The sequence below is a fragment of the Pseudomonas germanica genome (assembly GCF_019614655.1).
Lineage (GTDB): Bacteria > Pseudomonadota > Gammaproteobacteria > Pseudomonadales > Pseudomonadaceae > Aquipseudomonas > Aquipseudomonas neuropathica.
This window is the reverse complement of record NZ_CP071586.1, coordinates 3,314,577-3,332,778: the sequence shown is the minus strand read 5'-3', so window position 1 is coordinate 3,332,778 and position 18,202 is coordinate 3,314,577. Positions and strand designations below refer to the sequence as shown.

Genomic DNA, 18,202 nt, shown 5'->3' with positions numbered 1-18,202 from the left:
TCCCGGCGCCTTAGAAGCGCGTGTTGATCTCAAGCTGCAAGACGTCGATGTCGAACGGCGCGCCGTACACCGCTTCGGTACTCATCCAGCGACCGGTCGCGTAAACGTTCTTCGCCAGACCGTAGTTGCCGCCGATGAAATAACCCTTGGCGTTGGTGCCGCCGAGGTGGAACGACGAGTCGTTGAAGCCATCCGGCAAGGCATCCGGCTGGATGTACTTGTAGCCAGCGAACATGTTCCAGTCGCCCTGCTTTTTCAGGTCCAGCGCGCTGCCGAGGGTGAACTGCACCATCCACGCATTGGCGCCGCTTTCAATGTCGCCGTTGCTGTCGAGGTTGTTGACGATCTGCCCGGCCGAGCGCTTGCGCATGTCGCCTTCGTCGTAGGCGAGGTTGTGGATGTAGTTGCCCTGGCTGCGCAGTTTGAAATCTTCTGGCAGGTCAGCATCCCAGACCATGTTCAGATCAAGCAGGTTGAATTCCGAAGCGAGGCCAACAAACTGCGGCTGCGGCGTGGTGGTCGGGTTGAGCGGGTTCGGCGTGATGTCGCGCAGCAGGAACACGCTGTTGCCCTTCTGCATGAACGCTGCGCGGCTGCCATCGCTGTCGCAACCTGGCGCGCCGGCCCACGGTTCGCAAGGGCTGGAGCGCTGGCCTTGAATGTCGTCGAAGCGGTAGTAAGCCAGTGCGCCTTTCAAGCGGTTGTTGCTGTTGATCGCCCACTTGGCGCCGATCTGCGCGCCGTACAGCCACTTGTTGTCGCTCTCTTCCTTGTCAAAGCCGTTGCTGCTGGCGGTGTCGTTGGTGTAGTCCACCGGGAACGCACCGACGGTGCCGAACACACCCCAATCGCGGTTGAGCTTGTGGTCGAAAATCGCTGCCACGCCGTCGAAATTCAAATCGTTGGAATAGAGCATGTCGGTGGACATGAAAGGGTTGGCAAAGCGCCCGCCGGTAAGGGTCAATTCATCCGTAGGCTTCCAGTTGAGGTAGCCCTGATCGAGCCAGATGTCCTTCTTGGCGAAACCTCCGCCGAGGTTTTGCGTGGTCGACACCGGGTTGTTGTCCGAACCGGTGCCGATACGAATACCGGCGGTCCATTGCGGCGAGATCTCCGCTTTCATGCCCAGTCGCGCACGAATGCGGAATTGGTTGGTGCGGTCTTCGCGGGTGTTGAGCAGCGGCGGCAGATTGGTGCTGCTGTTCGGGTTAACGTCGTACGGGCCATTGTTGTTGAGCTTGGCGAAGTCGACGATCTCGTTGCTGTTGCTGTCCGAGTAGTAGCGCGATTCGTTGCGCAAGCGAATGTCGCCGTCGAAACTGATGCGCGCAGCCCATTCCGGGAAGCTGTTGGGCGCGGCCCAGTTTTCCTGTTTGGCGGTGGCCATGACTTCGGCTTTGACCTGGTCGCGGATCTGGTCGCGCACCGCTGCCGGCACGTATTGCACTCGGACGTCGCCCGGCGCAGCGACCGGCCCGGCCGCGACTGCGGTGGATGCGGCGGCCTGTTTGGCCTGGGCCGCTTCGTTCTGCGCCTGAGCGATCAGCGCGTCGGCCTTGTCCTGTTTCAGAATGCCCTGCTCGACCAGCAAGCGGATCAGATTGATCGTGGCGTTCTCCGAGGGCGCAGGCGCTGCCACGGCCTGACCGACCAGGGTCGCAATGACCATGCCGACCGCCAGGGACAATCGATTCACGTTGGAAATCATCTGCACACAACTCCTTTTGGCAAAGCGTAAATAAGTGAATTAACCCGGACGCCGCCCTTGCAGGGACAGGCGCACAGGCAAAGTGATGGAGGCCGGTGGCCGTTCGCTCAGCGCCGGGGCACCGCGCAGCGCCGCCAGCACCTGGGTATCGATTTCGGGATTGCCGCTGGACTTGATCAGCTCGACCCGGGTGATCTCGCCAACGCTGCTCAGCCAGACATCGGCCTGCAGCGAGAACGCGAGGTTGCGCAGCTCAGGGTTCTCACGGAGCAAACGCTGGAAGGTGAACGCCAGAAACTGGCTGTACGTCCCCGTGCCCAGACGCCCGCCGCCGGTCCCGGCCATGCCGCCGCCCTTGCCCGCGCCAATGTTGAAAGCGTCGTTACCGGACTGCGCATCGCCGTCCATTTGCATCGGATTGGCCAGATCGTCCGCCGGTGATGGCGGTGCTTCTTCCTCGGGCTTGACCTCTTCCGGTTCCGGCGTTGGCTCGGGCTCGACGACTTTTTCTTCGACCGGGGTTTCCGGCTCCGGCGGTTTTTCTGGCGGCGGTGGTGGCGGAGGTGGCAACGGAATGATCGTTGGCACCTTCGGCGCTTCGCGGCGGATGCCGCTCATGTCGTTGGCCCACTGCCACAGAAACCACGCAGCGAGCGCGCCGATCAGCAAGCCGGCGCCCCACTTCGCGTAACGCAGCGCTGGCTTTTTCACCGGCAGCGGCTCGATCGGGAGTTGTGCGGTCATGACTCAGCTCTGACTCGGTTTGCCGGTCACAAGACCGACCTGGGACAGTTCGAGCCGGCGCAACAGATCCAGCACTTCGATGACTTTCTGGTATTGCACCGTGGCGTCGCCGCGCACGATCACCGGGAAATCCGGGCTCTGCGCTTTCTCGATGCGCAGGCGTTCTTCCAGTTCGGCCAGGGTCACGGGGTAGGCATCGAGGAACACCTGGCCGCCGTCGTTAACCGAGATCGCCTTGGTCTTGGCCTCGGACAGCGACACCGAAGCGCTGGCCTTGGGCAGGTTGATCTGGATCCCGGAGACCTGCGCGGTGGCGGTGAGGATGAACATCACCAGCACCACCATCAGCACGTCGACCAGGGGCGTGATGTTGATGCTGTCCACCGCGGCATCGTCATCATCGTCGTGGGAGGCATTTACAGACGCCATGTCAGTGCTCCTCAGGCCGGTACGGAGTGGTTGGCGTGATGGCCGCGATGCGACGCTTCACTGAACTGGCTCTCGCCGTGCATCTCCGCCAGACGGGTGATGAACTCGTCGACGAACACGCGCATGTCGGCGCTGACTTCCTTGTTGCGGGTGATCAGGCGGTTGTAGCCAAACAACGCCGGGATCGCGACGAACAGGCCCATGGCGGTGGCGAGCAAAGCAGCAGCCATACCGGGAGCGATAGCGTTGATGTTGACGTCGCCGGCCATCGCCGTGCCGAGGAACACCACCATGATCCCCAGCACGGTGCCGAGCAGGCCGATGTACGGGCCGCCGGCGATGGCGTTGGACAGGGTCGAGAGTTTCGAACTCAGTTGCTGGTTTTCGCGGGTACGCACGCCGTCCATGGAGCAGCGAATGGCTTCGATGGTGGCCGCTGACACCGACGAGGTATCGGCGCCCTGCTCGCGACGGGTGCGGATCTCTTTCACCGCTACCAGATACAGACGCCACAGCGACGAATGCTGCAGACGTTGGGCGAGTTGCGCGTCGTCGGCGAACATCTCCAGACGCGTGCCGACTTTGGCGAACTGCACGCGGAAATCTTCGTTGGCGGCAGTGACACGGCTGAGGCTGCGGTTCTTGCGCAGCATGATGATCCACGACTGGAACATCATCAGCACCAGCACGGCGATGATCACCCAGGCGTCGATGGGCACGGCGTTGAGCAGGAAACCGAGGCTGCCGAAACCGAAACCGGACTGTTCTTCGTCGACACCGTAAGCCACCAGTTTCGACTCGGCACCTTGCGAGGTGGCATCGGCCAGCAACAGCGCTGCCGGACGTGACACTTTCGACAGGCGCAATTCATCGATAGCGCCCACGAACGGCTGGAACGGGCCTTCGTGCACGTCAGCGCCGATGGCCATGACCGAATTGAAGGCCGGCATCGCCTGGGCAAGCGTGGCAGCTTCGCGACCATTGATGAACAGGGTCACTTTGGAACCTTCAGCAGTCAGCGCAACGTGCTGCCATTGGCCCGGATTCAGCGCTTGCGTGGCGACGGCGCGTTGGCCATCGATCTCCACAAACGGCACGCCTTGGTTTGCTCCGATCAATAGACTGTTGGCGCCTTCGCGACGGGCGAGAATCAGTTGCTCGCCACTGGCCTGATCAAGTCGCAGCCAGGCACTGAAGGTGAATGCGCTACCAGCGTTGTGTTGCAGCGAAGGACTTGCCGGCAGCAGCAACGGCTGGCCGCTGAACTGCAAGGCGCGCCCTACTACACCGTCAATCGCCGCGCCGGTCGCGCTTTGTGCGGTATTGCCGTAGGCCGTGGTGTCTTTGGCCGGGGTGCCGGTGGCGCCGTCGAAGTGATACAGCGCGGTGTAATTCGGGTCAAAGGTCAGCTGGCCGTTGCCGGTCGCCGGGGCCTTCTGATTGCCGTAGTACATCCAGATGTCCTGGCGCTGACCGCCCTCGACATTCGGTACATCGACCCAGATCAGCGCCATGCCCATCAGCGCATCAAAACTTTCGACCTGGTGGTTGAGCACGGTTTTGTCATCGGCGGCGACAAAGCGCAGGTCCGCGCCGTCCTCTTTCACCCCATCGAAGGTGAAGTTGCCGGTGTGCAGGCGCACCAGCAGCGCAGTGCGGCCAAGAGCCTGATTGATCGCCGCACCTTGCGGCGTGGTGTCGACGGCGATCTGTTTGCGGTAGTGCCAGTCGTCCTGCCACCAGGCCTGAGCCGTGGCCGGGAGCACGAAGCCCAGGCAGATCAACAACGAAAGGAAGAGGCGCTGCATGAACGTGCTCCTTGTCAGAAAGTGGCTTGAAGGTTGAAGTGCAGGCGCGATTCCTGCTTCGAGGTGTTCGGCCCTTCGAGTAACGGATAGCCCCAGTCGAGGCTGCCGGACAGCCATTTGCTCAGACTGGCGCGAGTGCCGAGGCCGACGCTGGCCAGGGCGTAATTGGCGTCCTGATCCGGCAGTTCGTCGCGCAGGTAAAGTTGTGCGCCTTCGGCAAAGGCATAGAAGCGCCAGTCCTGCATCCACGTGCCGGCGTACTTGGCCAGCGACGGCGTGCGCAGTTCCTGGCTGAGCAGCAAGCCGTCATCACCGGTGCGTTCGGCGGCCAGATAGCCGCGCACCGAAGTCGCGCCACCGGCGGAGAATTGTTCATTGGAAACCAGTGGCCCCGAGGCCAACTGGAAAGCGGCTTTGCTCGCGCTCTGCCAGTCGCTGTCGAAGGTCCAGGTGTAATTGGTGTCGCCCTTGAGCACGGCGAAACTCGGTTTGGCGCGGTAGCGTTTGTAGTCGAAGTCTTCGTCGGAACTGCCGTAGCCGAAAATGCTACGAGTGGCGGCTACCAGGCTCAGACCGAGGCCGAGCTGGCTCTTCTCGGTGTAGCGATAGCCGTTGTAGGCGAAGGTGAACGGCGCGTATTGCAGCGGGACTTTGTCGCTCTCACCGGACAGGGTCAGGCGTTCGTCGAAGTCCTTGAAGTCGATGCCGGCCGACAGCGAGTTCGACCAGTTGCCGCTCGATGGCAGCGTGTAAATCGCCGACACACCATAGGAATGACCCTTGCCGAGCACGTTGCTGCCACCGATGGTGGCGACGTTGCTGTCGGACTGGTAACCGGAGAACTGCACGCTCCAGCGATCCGTCAGCGGCGCGGTATACGAACCCGACCAGACCTTGGCGTTGTCGGTTTCCTGCGGCGCGGTAAAGTAAGTCAGGTTGATGCTGTGGCCGAGTTGCCAGAGGTTGTTGTAACCGAGGCTAGTGACCGTGCGCAGCTTCTCGGTGTCGGCGCTGTAATCGTTGTTGAGGCCAACACTGGCGGTCCAAGGGCTCTGGTCTTCGACCTGCAAATCGACGTCCATGGTGCCGGGGCGCTGACCTTCGCGCACCAGCGGCACCACTTGCCGGCCCGGGGTTTTGTTCAACTGCGCCAGTTCGCCCTGGACCTTGGCGAAGTCCGGTACCTCGCCCTCCTTCAACCCCGGCACGTCGTCGCGGATATCCAGCGGCGAATAGTGTTTGGCGCCGACCACACGTACCCGGCCGACCTTGGTTTCGCTGACTTGCAGGTAGACGATACCGTCGGCCACGGCTTGTTCCGGCAGCTCGACGAACACCGATTGATAGCCGCGTTCCTGATAAGCCTTTTGCAACGCGTCCCGAGCACCTTCGATATCCGTGAGGGCTTTTTGCGGGCCGAGAAACGGGTACACCGCCTCTTCGATCGCCCGTGCATCGAGCACGGTGTTGCCGCGCACGAAGTATTCGTTGACGTCGACCAGACGCTGCGCCGCCGCGTTGTTGGCGGCCTCCTCGGCCAATGCCGGCTGCGCGCCCGCCGTCACCAGCAGCCAGCCCCACAGCGCCAGCCGTGACTTGAAAATCGGTTCCACACTACCCCCTGAATTCGCGATGACCTGTTGGCGTTTCGAACGCCGCGTGTATGGCGTCAATTGCTGGCTGTCGAGGCGCAGGCGTGTTTGCCCAGCCACGTGTGCAAAAGCGCGAAGTTCAACGAGAACTCGGGCATTTGCAGCAACGCGCCGCAGAACACTTCGCCGATGATTTTTTGAATGAGCAGCACCGCGCGCGGCTCGTTGAGCAACGTGGCGATGTCGCGACTGAGGGCGTTGAAGCTCCAGACTTTCTGGTTCAGGCCCAGGCCAACGAACCAGCGGAACAACAGGTTGTAATTGAGCTGTTCATACAGTTGCTGCTCGCTGGGCACCGAATACAGCAGTTGCAGAAGCAGAATGTGCATGACCGTTTGCGCGGGGATCAGCATGCCGGGCTCGGCATTGAGGTCGTGCAGGAGGTCGCGGTGGGCGTCGAGCAAGTCGTCGATCTGCGGGCGCAGCAACACCAGCGAATGGCCCGGCGGAATGTAGCTCGACACCTCTTTCAAGGCGCCCTGCCAGTCATCCTGCGAGACAATCCAGACCCACGGCGCGCCGTAGCGATACACCGAAACCGGCTTCTTGCGCGCGGCTTCGACGATCTTCGACAGGCGTTGATCGAGTTCCTGCATGCCCACTTTCGAGTAGCGTTCCATAGTCCCCATTGCCTCACTCCCGGCGTCCCGCCTCGGCTTGTGAAAAGCGCCCCGTTGGGCCCCTCAAGCGCGTTACATAGGCATGACCGGACTGGCGATGTGCTACCGAACTTTTGTCATAAAAGCTTCATTACAGAATTTGGCAATGAGATGGGACATACATCGAGAACCCTGTGGGAGCTGGCTTGCCAGCGATAGCGGTCTGTCAGCGAAGTAAAGGGTTGCTGACATGACGCCATCGCTGGCAAGCCAGCTCCCACAGGGTTTTGCAGTGTTTGGGTGATTTTGGGTCAGGTGTAGACCGGCCAGGTGTCGACGATTTTGCCGCCGCGCACGGCGAGCAGGTCGCCGAATTGCAGCAGAACGGCCTCGGTCTGGGTCGGGCGCAGGAAAACCTGATCTTCCACCGTCAGCCCCACGGCGTTGGAGCCATTGACCATCTCTTGATTTGAGCTGCGTCCGTAGACGCTGTTGCTCTGTAAACCCTGGGGCGATTCGAACTCGGCCATCCAGTTACCGCCGTAGATGAAATAGGTCTGGCGCTGATTCTGATCCCACCACGACAACAGCTTCGACTTGTCATCCAGTGCCGGAATATTCACCGCGCCTGTGCTTTTCAAGACTGGCGTGGCGATGTAAGTCGCGGGCAAATGCTCGGTCAGCGACGGCAAATCATAGTGCGTCGGTTTGAGCATCGCCGTGCCCACGGAAACCTCGGTACTCAGTTTCTCGTTTTCGTGAATGCGATAACTCGGGCTGCCAGCGGTGTTCAGGCACAAACCGTCATGCCACAACACGGGAAATTGCTGCCGGGTGAAATCGACACAGCGCTGATAAATCACCATGACCTTGGCGAACAGCTCCTCGGGCGAGCCGAGAATCCCCGGCACGCCCATGCCTACGAACGGGTCGTAACCCATGAACCCGGCGAATTCCAGATGCTGCGGGTTGGCGCTGATCAGCGTGAGCATCTGCCCAAGGACATTCACATCACTGACCCCGCCACGATGCAGGCCGACATCCAGCTCGATGTTGATGCGCATCCGTGTGCCCAAACCCTGCGCCAGCGCGAGGTATTGCTGCAATCGCTCTGGCCCGTCGAGCAGCCATTGCAATTGCTTCGCCGGATCGAAAGAGCCTTTGTGGGATTGATAAAACAGCTCGGCCGAGCGTACCGGCAATGGCTTGCCGAGCAAAATGTCGGACTGCGGAAACACCTGTGCATCGTGATTGAGGAACGGCTGATGGAACGACATCAGCTTTTGTGTTCCGGCCCGTTGCCCGATGTAGCTCAACAGTCCCGGTGACGGCAGCGACTTTTCCACCAGCCGCAGGTGTTTGCCGCCGCGTTTGATCGACTGCATCACCACATCAATGTTGTGATCGAGGCGATCCAGATCGATCAGCAGCACCGGGCGCATAGGCCCCTTTTCCTTCAATTCCTTGTTCAGCGCCCGGAAGTATTCGCTGTACGGCGCGCCGCGATCGCCCGGCCGCAGCCACGCGCCAACGCCGACCAACAAAGCACCGCCACCCAACGTGCCGAGCAGAAAATTGCGCCGATTGACCGCCATCAGCTCACCCCCAATATCGACGCCAGATGCGCATTGAGAAACCGTCCACTCGGATCCAGCGCCTGACGCACGTCGACAAATTCACGCCAGCGCGGATACAGCGGTTGCAGGTTCTTCGCGTTGAGCGAGTGCAACTTGCCCCAATGCGGCCGGCCGTTGTACTTCCAGAAGATCGGCTCGACCGCCGCGAAGAAGTTGTGATGATCCATCTGGTAATGCTGGTGTACCGAGATCGAACAGCTGTCGCGTCCCTCGAACATGCTCAGCGCAATGTTATCCGCCTTGACGTAGCGGTACTCGATGGGAAACCAAGTGCGCAGATCCTTGTCCTGAATCAGCTTGAGGATTTCGCGCAGGCAGGCCGGTCCGTGTTCGGCAGGCACTGAATACTCCATTTCGTTGAACCGCACTGTGCGCACATTGGCGTAGATGTCGAAGGAGTCGCCGACGCGGTCATCGAAACTGGCCAGATGGCGCAGGCTGTTGAGCAGCGTGCGGCGCAGGTCGGGAAAGTCGCTGCCGTATTTGTCGATCTTCTCGATCAGGGTGACGAACTCGTTGCCGCCCTCTTCTTCCGGGCTGATCGGCGGCGTCGCCGGGTCGTCGGTTTCGTTGAGGGCGATGGACAAGGCGTAGTCGGAATGCGTGACGACGAGCATTTCCCAGTGCTGGTTTTCACGGGTGTTCTTGTCGAGGTCTTCGAGCAGTTCCTCGGTCTTGGCGATCCACTGGCGTTCGCGTAGGCGGTATGCCTGGCGGTTTTGCAGACGGATTTTAGTGGCGACACCGAGCGCACCGAGGGAGACGCGGGCGGCGTTGAATACTTCGGGGTGGCGCTGGCTGTCGCAGTCGAGCACCTCGCCATTGGCCGTGACCAATTGCAGTCCGCAGACGTGGGCCGAGTAGGATTGGAAGTTTTTCCCTGTGCCGTGGGTCGAGGTGGCAATGGCCCCGGCCAGGGTCTGGTAATCGATATCGGCCATGTTCTGCAGGGCCTGGCCGATGTCTTTCAGTGGCTGGCCCATGCGCGACATGGGCGTGCCGGCGGCGAATTCGGCTTGTAGGGTTTTCGCATCGTGATCGAGCAGACCGCTGAAATAGCTCAGCGACAACAGCGTGCCGTCGGTAGGCACCAATGCACTGAACGAATGCGCCGAGCCGACCGGACGAATCTTGCCTTGCGCTTGTTTGATGACGGCTGTCAGTTCATCGAGATTTTTCGGCGCCAGCCGCGCCGCCGGCAAGCAACTCTGCCCGCCCGACCAGTTGCGCCACGGAATCAGCCGTGGCGCGCGCAGCAATTGACCCAACGCCGGATGACTCGCCAACGCACTGAACGCGCCGACGATGCTTGCCCGTTGCAACAACTGACGCCGTGTCAGATCCATCGTCATGCCGGGCACCTTATTGTGGGAGCGGCTGGTCGGCCATGAAGCCGATCAGTTGCAGGAATTGTTCTTCCGAACATTCGACGCACTGGCCCATCGGCGGCATGCCGTTATAGCCGTTGATGGCGTGGTCGAGCAGCGTGTCGGTGCCTTGCTGGATGCGCGGTTCCCAGGCTTTGTGATCACCGGTGAGCGGTGCGTTGGCGGCGGGATTGGCGTGGCAGAGCTGGCAGCTGTTGGCGTAGATCTGCGCCAGTGCCGGGTCGTTGGGCATGGCGTTGTTGGGGATGGTGACCGGGGGTTTGGGGTCTTCGCCGCAGCCAGACAACGCCATGGCCAACGCCAGCATTAAAGTCCGTCGAATTGCCCGCATAGCGACCTCGCTTATTGTTGTGAACACACCTTACGGCAGCGCCTGCAACGGGTTGAGGGCATTGCAGGCCAGAGAGGGGGGCAAACGGGGCCAGCTCTCCCCCCGATGATCGTTCCCACGCTCTGCGTGGGAATGCCTCAAGGGACGCTCCGCGTTCCAATGGGACGCAGAGCGTCCCGGGCTGCGTTCCCACGCGGAGCGTGGGAACAATCATCAAGCCTGTCCGCTCTGCTGTGCGCCTTTGCGTGACATTCGGGTGACATTTGCGGGTTTAAATTCCGGCGCATTCAGGCGTATAACCTGTGAAGGCTTTTTGATCTGCATACGGACATCAACACGGGGTAGCGACATGACCACAGCAAACATCCTTGGCAACCTGTTCCCTTCTGTCAGCGACATCCCGGAAAAATACCGCCTCGACGCTCAGGTCGAGCAACGCGAATACCTGGTCGACGGCCAGTTGCGCCGCTGGGACGGCCCGCTCGCCACGGTGCGCAGTCCGGTTTATCTCAAGGGCGATAACGGCGACGAACAAGTCATCCTCGGCAGCACGCCGCTGCTCGACGCCGACACCGCGCTCACTGCCCTCGACGCCGCTGTGCGTGCCTACGACCGGGGCCAGGGCCTGTGGCCGACCATGCGCGTAGCCGAGCGCATCCAGCACGTCGAAGCCTTCCTCGGCCGCATGCGCCAACAGCGCGATGCGGTGGTGAAGCTGCTGATGTGGGAAATCGGCAAGAACCTCAAGGACTCGGAAAAAGAGTTCGACCGCACCTGCGACTACATCGTCGACACCATTAATGCGCTCAAGGAACTGGATCGCCGCTCCAGCCGTTTCGAGCTGGAACAGGACACCCTCGGGCAGATCCGCCGCGTACCGCTCGGCGTCGCCTTGTGCATGGGCCCTTACAACTATCCGCTGAACGAAACCTTCACCACGCTGATCCCGGCACTGATCATGGGCAACACCGTGGTGTTCAAACCGGCCAAGCTCGGCGTGTTGCTGATCCGCCCGTTGCTCGAAGCCTTCCGCGACAGCTTTCCCACCGGCGTCATCAACGTGATTTACGGCAGTGGCCGCGAAACCGTCAGCGCGCTGATGGCCAGCGGCAAGATCGACATCTTCGCCTTCATCGGCACCAACAAAGCCGCCAGCGACCTGAAAAAACTCCACCCAAAACCACACCGTTTGCGCGCCGCGCTGGGTCTGGATGCAAAGAACCCGGGCATCGTCCTGCCGGAAGTCGATCTCGACAACGCCGTCAGCGAAGCGGTCACCGGTTCACTGTCGTTCAACGGTCAGCGCTGCACCGCGCTGAAAATCCTCTTCGTGCACGAGGATGTGGTCGATAGCTTCATCGAAAAATTCAACGCCAAACTGGCCACGCTGAAACCGGGCATGCCATGGGACAGCGGCGTGTCGCTGACGCCGCTGCCGGAGTCGGGCAAGGTCGATTATCTGCATGGTTTGGTGGCCGACGCACGCGCCAAGGGTGCCGAAGTGGTCAACCCCAATGGTGGCGAATCCCGCGAATCGTTCTTCTACCCGGCAGTGCTGTATCCGGTGAATCCGCAGATGCGCGTCTACCAGGAAGAGCAATTCGGCCCGGTGGTGCCGATTGTGCCGTACCGCCATCTCGATACCGTGATCGACTACGTGCTGGAGTCGGATTTCGGCCAGCAGTTGAGCATCTTCGGCACCAACCCGGTGGCGGTCGGCCGGCTGGTCGACACCTTCGCCAACCAGGTCGGGCGGATCAACCTCAACGCGCAATGCCAGCGCGGGCCGGACACTTACCCGTTCAACGGCCGCAAGAATTCCGCCGAAGGTACGCTGTCGGTGCACGATGCGTTGCGGGTGTTCTCGATCCGTACGCTGGTGGCAACCAAGTTCCAGGACAGCAACAAGGACCTGATCAGCGAGATCATTCGCGGGCGTGATTCGAGCTTCCTGACCACCGATTACATCTTCTGATCAACTGTCACGCGGATCGTGAATAAGCAAAAAGGCGACGGCAACCGCTTCTGATCCAAAGTCGCCAAGCGCCCGGCAAATCAGTGGCTACACTGATGCCAGCACTGTGCTGGATGCCGGGAGCTTGACCATGCTGGATTACTTTGCGCTAGGGGTTTTGGTGTTTGCCGGGCTCGTACTGTTTTACGGGATCATCGTGTTGCACGACATCCCCTATGAGATTGCCGTTCATCGTAACCACCCGCATCAGGATGCGATCCATGCCACTGGCTGGGTCAGTCTGTTCACGCTGCATGCGCTTTGGCCCTTCCTGTGGATCTGGGCGATGGCCTATCGAGAAGATCGCGGCTGGGGCTTCGGTGACGGTAAATCCGTGCAAAACCATGTCGTTCGCCTGGAGCAACAGGTGCTCGAACTGCAAGGACGCCTCGAACGACTCGAAGCGCTGAATGCCACTGCTCCCAACAACCGGGAGGGCTGAACACCATGGATCTACTCCTTATCCTGACTTACGCCGCGATTTGCGTCGCAGTGTTCAAGATCTTCCGTATCCCGCTGAACAAATGGACGGTGCCCACCGCTGTACTGGGCGGCATCCTGATGATCGGCGCCTTGATTTTCACCATGAACTACAACCATCCCTACTCTGAGGTGGCGCGCACTTACTTCGTTTCTGTGCCGGTCATCCCCATCGTCAGCGGCCAGGTGATCGACGTGCCGGTGAAGGGTAACGAGCCGCTGGAAAAAGGCGACGTGCTGTTTCGCATCGACCCCACGCCGTTTGCCAACCGGGTGAAATCCCTCAAGGCGCAATTGATCGCAGCCAAAGGCGATCGCTACCGGATCACTGAACTGATCCGGCGCAACTTCGGCACCCAGCGTGAATTGGATGCGGCCATCTCCCGCACCGATGATCTGCAGGCGCAGCTGGACAACGCCCAGTTCGAGCTGGACAACACCACCGTCCGCGCACCGAGCAAAGGGTTCGTTACCCATGTCTCGTTACGGCCGGGGATGATGGCGAGCAAGTTGCCGCTGCGTCCATCGATGGTGTTCATTCCAGAAGAGGGCCAATACTTTGCCGCGTGGATGCGCCAGAACAGCCTGTTGCGCCTGACCGTCGGCGATGAAGCAGAAGTCGCGTTCGATGGCATTCCCGGCAAGGTGTTCGCTGGCCGGGTGAAAAACGTCATCGGGGTGATTGCCGAAGGTCAGGTACAACCTTCCGGCACCCTGATCGGCTATACCGGTTCACCGCCGGCCGGGCGTGTGCCAGTGATCATCGAAATCACTGATCCGGCATTCGCCCAGTACAGCAAGCTGATGCCGGGCGGTGCTTACGGGCAGGCCGCGTTGTACAGTCAGCACTTCCATCACATTGGCACGATGCGCAAAATCCTCCTGCGTATGGCAGCATGGATGAATTACATTTTTCCTTTCCATTGACCTGAAGTCCAATCACGAGAGGCCCGCACTGAGTACTTACAGCACCCATCGACTTCCGCCCTTGCTGCGCCGTGTCCTGCGTCCGTTGCTTGATCCTTATCGACGTTACCGGCACGCGCGGCTGATCCATGCGGTGCGCGTTGCCCTCGGCTTGCTGGCGACAATCCTGCTGACCACCGGCATCAATCTGCCCCACGGTGAATGGGCCTCGGTGACCATGCTGGTGGTGATCGGCGGTTTACAGCACCACGGCAACATCGGCAAAAAAGCCGCCGAACGCGCCACCGGCACCTTGATCGGCGCCGGTGTCGGTTTGTTGCTGGTGGCGCAGCAGGCGTGGCTCGGCATGCCGTGGCTGACGTATTTTGCGATGGCGGTGGTCTGCGGTTTCTTCTCTTACCACGCGATTGGCAAAGGGGGTTATACCGCCCTGCTCTCAGCGATCACCGTGTTCATTGTCGCCGGGCATGGTGACAATCCGATCACCGACGGCTTGTGGCGCGGCGTCGACATTCTGATCGGCATCGCCCTCGCCCTGGCCTTCTCTTTTGCCCTGCCGCTCTACGCGGTGTATTCGTGGCGCTACAACCTCGCCGATGCCCTGCGCGACTGCGCCACCGTGTATGGGCGAATCATCAGCGGCCAACCCGTCAGCGCCGATGAGCATTTGAAATTGATGGGGCGACTCGGCGCGGTGATGGTGCAATTACGCTCGCTGATGCCGTCGGTGTCCAAGGAAGTGAAGGTGTCCATGACCGAACTCGATGCGATCCAGCGCAACTTGCGCATGTGCATCAGCACGCTGGAGATCCTTGGCAACACGCGACCGGATGCCAACGACCCAGAAGCCATGGCGCATCTGCAATCAGCGCTGAAGGCCGAGCACCGGCAGATTCGCGTGCAACTGATCGGCATGGCCCGGGCGCTGAAAACCGGCGCTTCGCAACGCCTGGACAAGCCGCTCGAGTTGCCGGAAGCCAACCTCGATGCGCCGGTTTACAGCGCGCTGGATGGCTATCGTTTGTTGACCCGGCAACTGGCAGCGAACATCGGCGAGATGCGCCAGCGCCTGGCGAAAACCGCGCCGCGCTGGAACATTTGAAGGTTACTGCGCAGCCAGTCGCCGCGCTTTCAGTCCCCAACCTTGCTGCATGCCGGCGGCGGCCAACAGGATCGCCGCGACACCGACCCACTGCAGGGTTTCCAGATGATGGCCGAACGCGAACCAGTCGACGAAGATCGCCGCGATCGGGTAGATGAACGACAGTGCACCGGTCAATGCGGTCGGCAATTTCTGGATGGCGCCGTACAGCAACACATACATCAGACCGGTGTGGACGATGCCCAATGTGACCAGGCTGGCCCAGGCACTCGGCTCATGCGGCAATGCGCTGAAATGCGCAAATGGCGCCAGCAACAGAACCCCGGTGCAGACTTGAATCAGCGCAATCAAATGCGGTGGCGTGCCGGTCAGGCGCTTGATGATCAACGCGGCAATCGCATAGAGAAACGCCGCACCCAAGGCCAGCGCAATGCCCATCAGATAGTCATTGCCGCTTTCACTCTGGGTGCCATGGGCACTGACAATCGCCAACATGCCCATGAACGAAATCGCCAGCCAGAACAGCTTTTGCAAGGTGATTTTCTCGCCAAGAAACAGCGCCGCCAAACCGACCAGCATGAACGGCTGCACGTTGTACACCGCCGTGCCGATGGCAATCGAAGCCCTTGAATAGGAGGCAAACAACAACACCCAGTTACCGACAATCGCCATCCCGCTGAGCACTGCAAGCAGGAAGGTGGTTCGGGTCAGAATGCCCGGGCGCAGGAAGCCGAATACCGCGCAGATCAACAACAAGGTGCCGGCGCCGAACACGCAGCGCCAGAACACCACGTCGAGCACCGGTTGCCCGGAGACCAGCACGAACCAGCCGATCGTCCCGGATATCAGCATGGCGGCGGTCATTTCGAATGAGCCGCGCCGCAGGGTCTTGTCCATCATCAATCTCCTCAACAATTGAACAAAGTATGCCAAGGCGTCCCGGCGGCGCTCCAGAGCAAAAAGCAGGCTAAACTCGTAATCTACCTTTTTTATCGCGGGTGGTTTTCATCAATCGCCTAATACTGGAGTTTTTATGACTGATGACATTGATCAGATCCTCATCGGCGCATTGATGGAGGATTCGCGGCGTTCGCTCAAGGCGCTGGCGCAGATCAGCGGCTTGTCGTCGCCGAGTGTGGCCGAACGCTTGCGCCGGCTGGAGGAACGCGGCGTGCTCAGGGGCTACACCGTGGAGATCGATCCGAAGTGTTTCGGCTATCAGTTGCAGGCTATCGTCCGGGTTCGGCCGCTGCCGGGACAACTGCAGGAGGTGGAGCGGCAGATTCTGGCGATTCCCGAGTTCACCGAGTGCGACAAGGTCACCGGCGAGGACTGCTTCATCGCTCGCCTGCATGTGCGCTCGATGGAACAACTGGACACCCTGCTCGACCGCCTCAATACCCTTGCGGAAACCAATACTGCGATCGTCAAGAAGACGCCGGTCAAGCGCCGTTTGCCACCGATGGCCTAAGTGCTTTTTCAACACGTTTGACGTAGATTGAGGTTTTTCCGACGAAGGATTGGCGGTATGAAAGTTCAGGCAATGATGCTAAGCGCATTAGTGTTGAGTGGTTGCGGGACAGTGCAAACGGTCATGCGCGACGACCAGGTCGCCGTGGACGATTTGAGATCGAACAAATCCTATTGCGGGGCGGTGCCGAGAATCTACAGCGGCGTGATGTATGACTTCTGCAGTCTGCATGCGCCGATAGACGAGGGTAACAAATACAACGCCGCCCTGCCCGGCTGGGCGATTGATGCTGTGGCGTCCGGGGTGCTCGACACGTTGTTGTTGCCTTACACCATTTACAAACAGCAGACTGACGGCAGCATCGTGATCAACTGAAAAAGCCTGCGCACGCCGAAACGTGCGCAGGCTTTGCGCTTCTTACTCCAGCAGTTGCTGCAGGCTCGGGTCACGAATGACTTTCTGCAACGGCTGCGGCGTGGCGTTATTGGTGGAATTGAGCATTTTCAGTTTCATGTCCGACGCTTTGCTGCACGCGTTCTTGCCGTCGGCGTAGATGCCGCTCATGTCGCATTTCCACTCGAAGTAATTCACCAGGCCGCCGGACAACTGCAGGCTGTAGTCAGTGCTTTGAGTGCCCGGCGTGAAAGCATGGCCGGCCGGAATGTTCTGGAACCACTTCATCCATTCAGGCGAACCCGGCTTCGGCGCATTGGCCTGGAACGTTGGATTCATGATCGCCACTTGCGGCGTTTCGGCGGTCGCATGGCAGCTCAGGCAGGAACTGTTGGGGTTGTCCACCGGACCATTGAGGCGACCGTTCCAGCCCAGATGGGTGGGTGGCAATTCCTGGGTCTTGGCGTTGATCGCCGTCTGTTGCAGCGCGGGATTGATCTTGGTTTGCGTCGGTTGCGGGTTGGTGAAGTCGTTGCCAGTTTCTTCCGGATCGTTGCCCCACATGATCCCTACCGGGACGAGGTTGTCCCAGCCCGGCTTGCCGGTTTTCGCGCCGTTGTACTGAAAGGTGCCGAAGATCCAGCCAGTGGCGCTCATGCGCTTATCGCGCACGGCGATGTCCATCTGGATCAATGCGACATCTTTGACCTTGCGATTGGCCGAGGTGAACGTTTCGGTGACGTAGCCCTTCCACAACACCGGGTTCACCAGGAACGGCACGGTGCTGCGATCGATATCGGCGAACAGGGCTTTGCAGACTACGGTGCCGTCGGGGAAGCTGTTGGGCGCCGATGTGTATTTCGGATCAGGGTTGTTCGGGTCTTTCCAGACCTCTCCGATGGTATACGCACCGATGTCGTTATAGATGCCCACCGCGTATGTCTGGCCAGTAGCGGTCTGCGTGGCGGCGAGTTGCTTGACCTGGATCTGCGCCTCTTTGGTCAGGCCGTGAATCCCTTCGCGTCCCAGCGGGCCATAGTGCTGCCACGGCATGTGATACCACTGACGTTTTTTATTGTTCTGCACGTACCAATCAGCCTCGACGTTGCCATCAAGGCAATAGGTTTTGACTTCCTCCATGTACGCACGCCAAGTCTCAAAATTGTTATCTGGCTTGGTCGGTAGATTCTTGAAAAAACCGGGTAGCGGTACTTTCGGCGCTGTGGCCGGGTAATTCTGGCTCAACTCAAACAGTGGGCCAGAGTATTGGCTGGAAGGTGGTTGATAGCCGAAGTCAGGATAGACGCCGGCGAAGGTTGACGCGCTGAACAGCGCGGTGGTGACGGCCAGTACAGCCAGTTTTCCTTGGGGCTGGTTCATCGATGATCTCCTTGATTGGGACAACGCCTGCAATGGCAGGGCCTCCATTATTTTTTTCTGGTATCAGGGCCCCGGTCGTTCGCCGGGATACGGTCACGGTGCATGGCATTTGGCGTGGTTCACCTCCCGGTTTTCACTG

The 18,202-nt window shown here is 60.3% G+C and carries 17 protein-coding genes; 6 read left to right on the top strand and 11 right to left on the bottom strand.

Annotation, left to right across the window (positions count from 1 at the left end):
* Positions 1-10: 10 nt before the first annotated feature.
* The 9 genes from J0G10_RS14915 to J0G10_RS14875 all read right to left on the bottom strand — a co-directional run bounded on the left by J0G10_RS14915 (position 11) and on the right by J0G10_RS14875 (position 10,296).
* The gene (locus J0G10_RS14915) at positions 11-1,708 is read right to left on the bottom strand and encodes a putative porin (protein WP_220558807.1); all 1,698 of its coding nucleotides are present in this window, start codon (positions 1,706-1,708) and stop codon (positions 11-13) included.
* 39 nt (positions 1,709-1,747) lie between these two features.
* On the bottom strand, positions 1,748-2,452 hold the full coding sequence (locus tag J0G10_RS14910) for an energy transducer TonB family protein (protein ID WP_007915486.1): 705 nt from the start codon (positions 2,450-2,452) through the stop codon (positions 1,748-1,750).
* Positions 2,453-2,455: 3 nt separating this feature from the next.
* Positions 2,456-2,881 (bottom strand): ExbD/TolR family protein, encoded by a 426-nt coding sequence (locus tag J0G10_RS14905; RefSeq protein ID WP_220558806.1) that lies wholly within the window; start codon positions 2,879-2,881, stop codon positions 2,456-2,458.
* Between the two features lie 11 nt (positions 2,882-2,892).
* On the bottom strand, positions 2,893-4,689 hold the full coding sequence (locus tag J0G10_RS14900; RefSeq protein WP_095050698.1) for a DUF2341 domain-containing protein: 1,797 nt from the start codon (positions 4,687-4,689) through the stop codon (positions 2,893-2,895).
* 14 nt (positions 4,690-4,703) lie between these two features.
* Positions 4,704-6,302: a ShlB/FhaC/HecB family hemolysin secretion/activation protein gene (locus J0G10_RS14895; RefSeq protein WP_220558805.1), complete on the bottom strand. Its 1,599-nt coding sequence runs from the start codon at positions 6,300-6,302 to the stop codon at positions 4,704-4,706.
* 56 nt (positions 6,303-6,358) lie between these two features.
* Positions 6,359-6,970, bottom strand: a complete 612-nt coding sequence (locus tag J0G10_RS30305; protein ID WP_080750810.1) for a transposase — start codon at positions 6,968-6,970, stop codon at positions 6,359-6,361.
* A 281-nt stretch (positions 6,971-7,251) separates the two neighbouring features.
* The gene (locus J0G10_RS14885) at positions 7,252-8,460 is read right to left on the bottom strand and encodes a DSD1 family PLP-dependent enzyme (protein WP_220558865.1); all 1,209 of its coding nucleotides are present in this window, start codon (positions 8,458-8,460) and stop codon (positions 7,252-7,254) included.
* A gap of 74 nt (positions 8,461-8,534) precedes the next feature.
* Positions 8,535-9,863 (bottom strand): D-arabinono-1,4-lactone oxidase, encoded by a 1,329-nt coding sequence (locus J0G10_RS14880; RefSeq protein ID WP_220558864.1) that lies wholly within the window; start codon positions 9,861-9,863, stop codon positions 8,535-8,537.
* Positions 9,864-9,939: 76 nt separating this feature from the next.
* The gene (locus J0G10_RS14875; protein WP_095050693.1) at positions 9,940-10,296 is read right to left on the bottom strand and encodes a c-type cytochrome; all 357 of its coding nucleotides are present in this window, start codon (positions 10,294-10,296) and stop codon (positions 9,940-9,942) included.
* Between the two features lie 349 nt (positions 10,297-10,645).
* Between J0G10_RS14875 and J0G10_RS14870 the strand changes: the two genes are divergently transcribed.
* The 4 genes from J0G10_RS14870 to J0G10_RS14855 all read left to right on the top strand — a co-directional run bounded on the left by J0G10_RS14870 (position 10,646) and on the right by J0G10_RS14855 (position 14,819).
* Positions 10,646-12,271, top strand: a complete 1,626-nt coding sequence (locus J0G10_RS14870; RefSeq protein ID WP_095050692.1) for an NADP-dependent glyceraldehyde-3-phosphate dehydrogenase — start codon at positions 10,646-10,648, stop codon at positions 12,269-12,271.
* Positions 12,272-12,401: 130 nt separating this feature from the next.
* Complete coding sequence (locus tag J0G10_RS14865) at positions 12,402-12,752, top strand: DUF3302 domain-containing protein (protein WP_220558804.1); 351 nt, start codon at positions 12,402-12,404, stop codon at positions 12,750-12,752.
* 5 nt (positions 12,753-12,757) lie between these two features.
* Positions 12,758-13,717 (top strand): HlyD family secretion protein, encoded by a 960-nt coding sequence (locus tag J0G10_RS14860; protein WP_095050690.1) that lies wholly within the window; start codon positions 12,758-12,760, stop codon positions 13,715-13,717.
* 61 nt (positions 13,718-13,778) lie between these two features.
* On the top strand, positions 13,779-14,819 hold the full coding sequence (locus J0G10_RS14855; protein WP_220558803.1) for an FUSC family protein: 1,041 nt from the start codon (positions 13,779-13,781) through the stop codon (positions 14,817-14,819).
* A gap of 3 nt (positions 14,820-14,822) precedes the next feature.
* On the opposite strand, the gene J0G10_RS14850 is transcribed toward J0G10_RS14855, so the two are convergent.
* Positions 14,823-15,716 (bottom strand): DMT family transporter, encoded by an 894-nt coding sequence (locus J0G10_RS14850; protein ID WP_220558802.1) that lies wholly within the window; start codon positions 15,714-15,716, stop codon positions 14,823-14,825.
* Between the two features lie 136 nt (positions 15,717-15,852).
* Here J0G10_RS14850 and J0G10_RS14845 point away from each other — a divergent pair, with 136 nt between their 5' ends.
* Complete coding sequence (locus tag J0G10_RS14845) at positions 15,853-16,290, top strand: Lrp/AsnC family transcriptional regulator (protein WP_095126569.1); 438 nt, start codon at positions 15,853-15,855, stop codon at positions 16,288-16,290.
* Between the two features lie 57 nt (positions 16,291-16,347).
* Positions 16,348-16,665: a YceK/YidQ family lipoprotein gene (locus J0G10_RS14840; RefSeq protein ID WP_095126568.1), complete on the top strand. Its 318-nt coding sequence runs from the start codon at positions 16,348-16,350 to the stop codon at positions 16,663-16,665.
* 42 nt (positions 16,666-16,707) lie between these two features.
* Here J0G10_RS14840 and J0G10_RS14835 read toward each other — a convergent pair whose 3' ends face one another.
* Positions 16,708-18,063: a hypothetical protein gene (locus J0G10_RS14835; protein WP_220558801.1), complete on the bottom strand. Its 1,356-nt coding sequence runs from the start codon at positions 18,061-18,063 to the stop codon at positions 16,708-16,710.
* Positions 18,064-18,202 lie beyond the last annotated feature (139 nt).

What these genes read in the sequence shown, in the direction of transcription:
- J0G10_RS14915 (WP_220558807.1), bottom strand. Translation starts at nt 1,708, where the DNA reads ATGATTTCCAACGTGAATCGATTGTCCCTGGCGGTCGGCATGGTCATT.
- J0G10_RS14910 (WP_007915486.1), bottom strand. Translation starts at nt 2,452, where the DNA reads ATGACCGCACAACTCCCGATCGAGCCGCTGCCGGTGAAAAAGCCAGCG.
- J0G10_RS14905 (WP_220558806.1), bottom strand. Translation starts at nt 2,881, where the DNA reads ATGGCGTCTGTAAATGCCTCCCACGACGATGATGACGATGCCGCGGTG.
- J0G10_RS14900 (WP_095050698.1), bottom strand. Translation starts at nt 4,689, where the DNA reads ATGCAGCGCCTCTTCCTTTCGTTGTTGATCTGCCTGGGCTTCGTGCTC.
- J0G10_RS30305 (WP_080750810.1), bottom strand. Translation starts at nt 6,970, where the DNA reads ATGGGGACTATGGAACGCTACTCGAAAGTGGGCATGCAGGAACTCGAT.
- J0G10_RS14875 (WP_095050693.1), bottom strand. Translation starts at nt 10,296, where the DNA reads ATGCGGGCAATTCGACGGACTTTAATGCTGGCGTTGGCCATGGCGTTG.
- J0G10_RS14870 (WP_095050692.1), top strand. Translation starts at nt 10,646, where the DNA reads ATGACCACAGCAAACATCCTTGGCAACCTGTTCCCTTCTGTCAGCGAC.
- J0G10_RS14865 (WP_220558804.1), top strand. Translation starts at nt 12,402, where the DNA reads ATGCTGGATTACTTTGCGCTAGGGGTTTTGGTGTTTGCCGGGCTCGTA.
- J0G10_RS14860 (WP_095050690.1), top strand. Translation starts at nt 12,758, where the DNA reads ATGGATCTACTCCTTATCCTGACTTACGCCGCGATTTGCGTCGCAGTG.
- J0G10_RS14850 (WP_220558802.1), bottom strand. Translation starts at nt 15,716, where the DNA reads ATGGACAAGACCCTGCGGCGCGGCTCATTCGAAATGACCGCCGCCATG.
- J0G10_RS14845 (WP_095126569.1), top strand. Translation starts at nt 15,853, where the DNA reads ATGACTGATGACATTGATCAGATCCTCATCGGCGCATTGATGGAGGAT.
- J0G10_RS14840 (WP_095126568.1), top strand. Translation starts at nt 16,348, where the DNA reads ATGAAAGTTCAGGCAATGATGCTAAGCGCATTAGTGTTGAGTGGTTGC.
- J0G10_RS14835 (WP_220558801.1), bottom strand. Translation starts at nt 18,063, where the DNA reads ATGAACCAGCCCCAAGGAAAACTGGCTGTACTGGCCGTCACCACCGCG.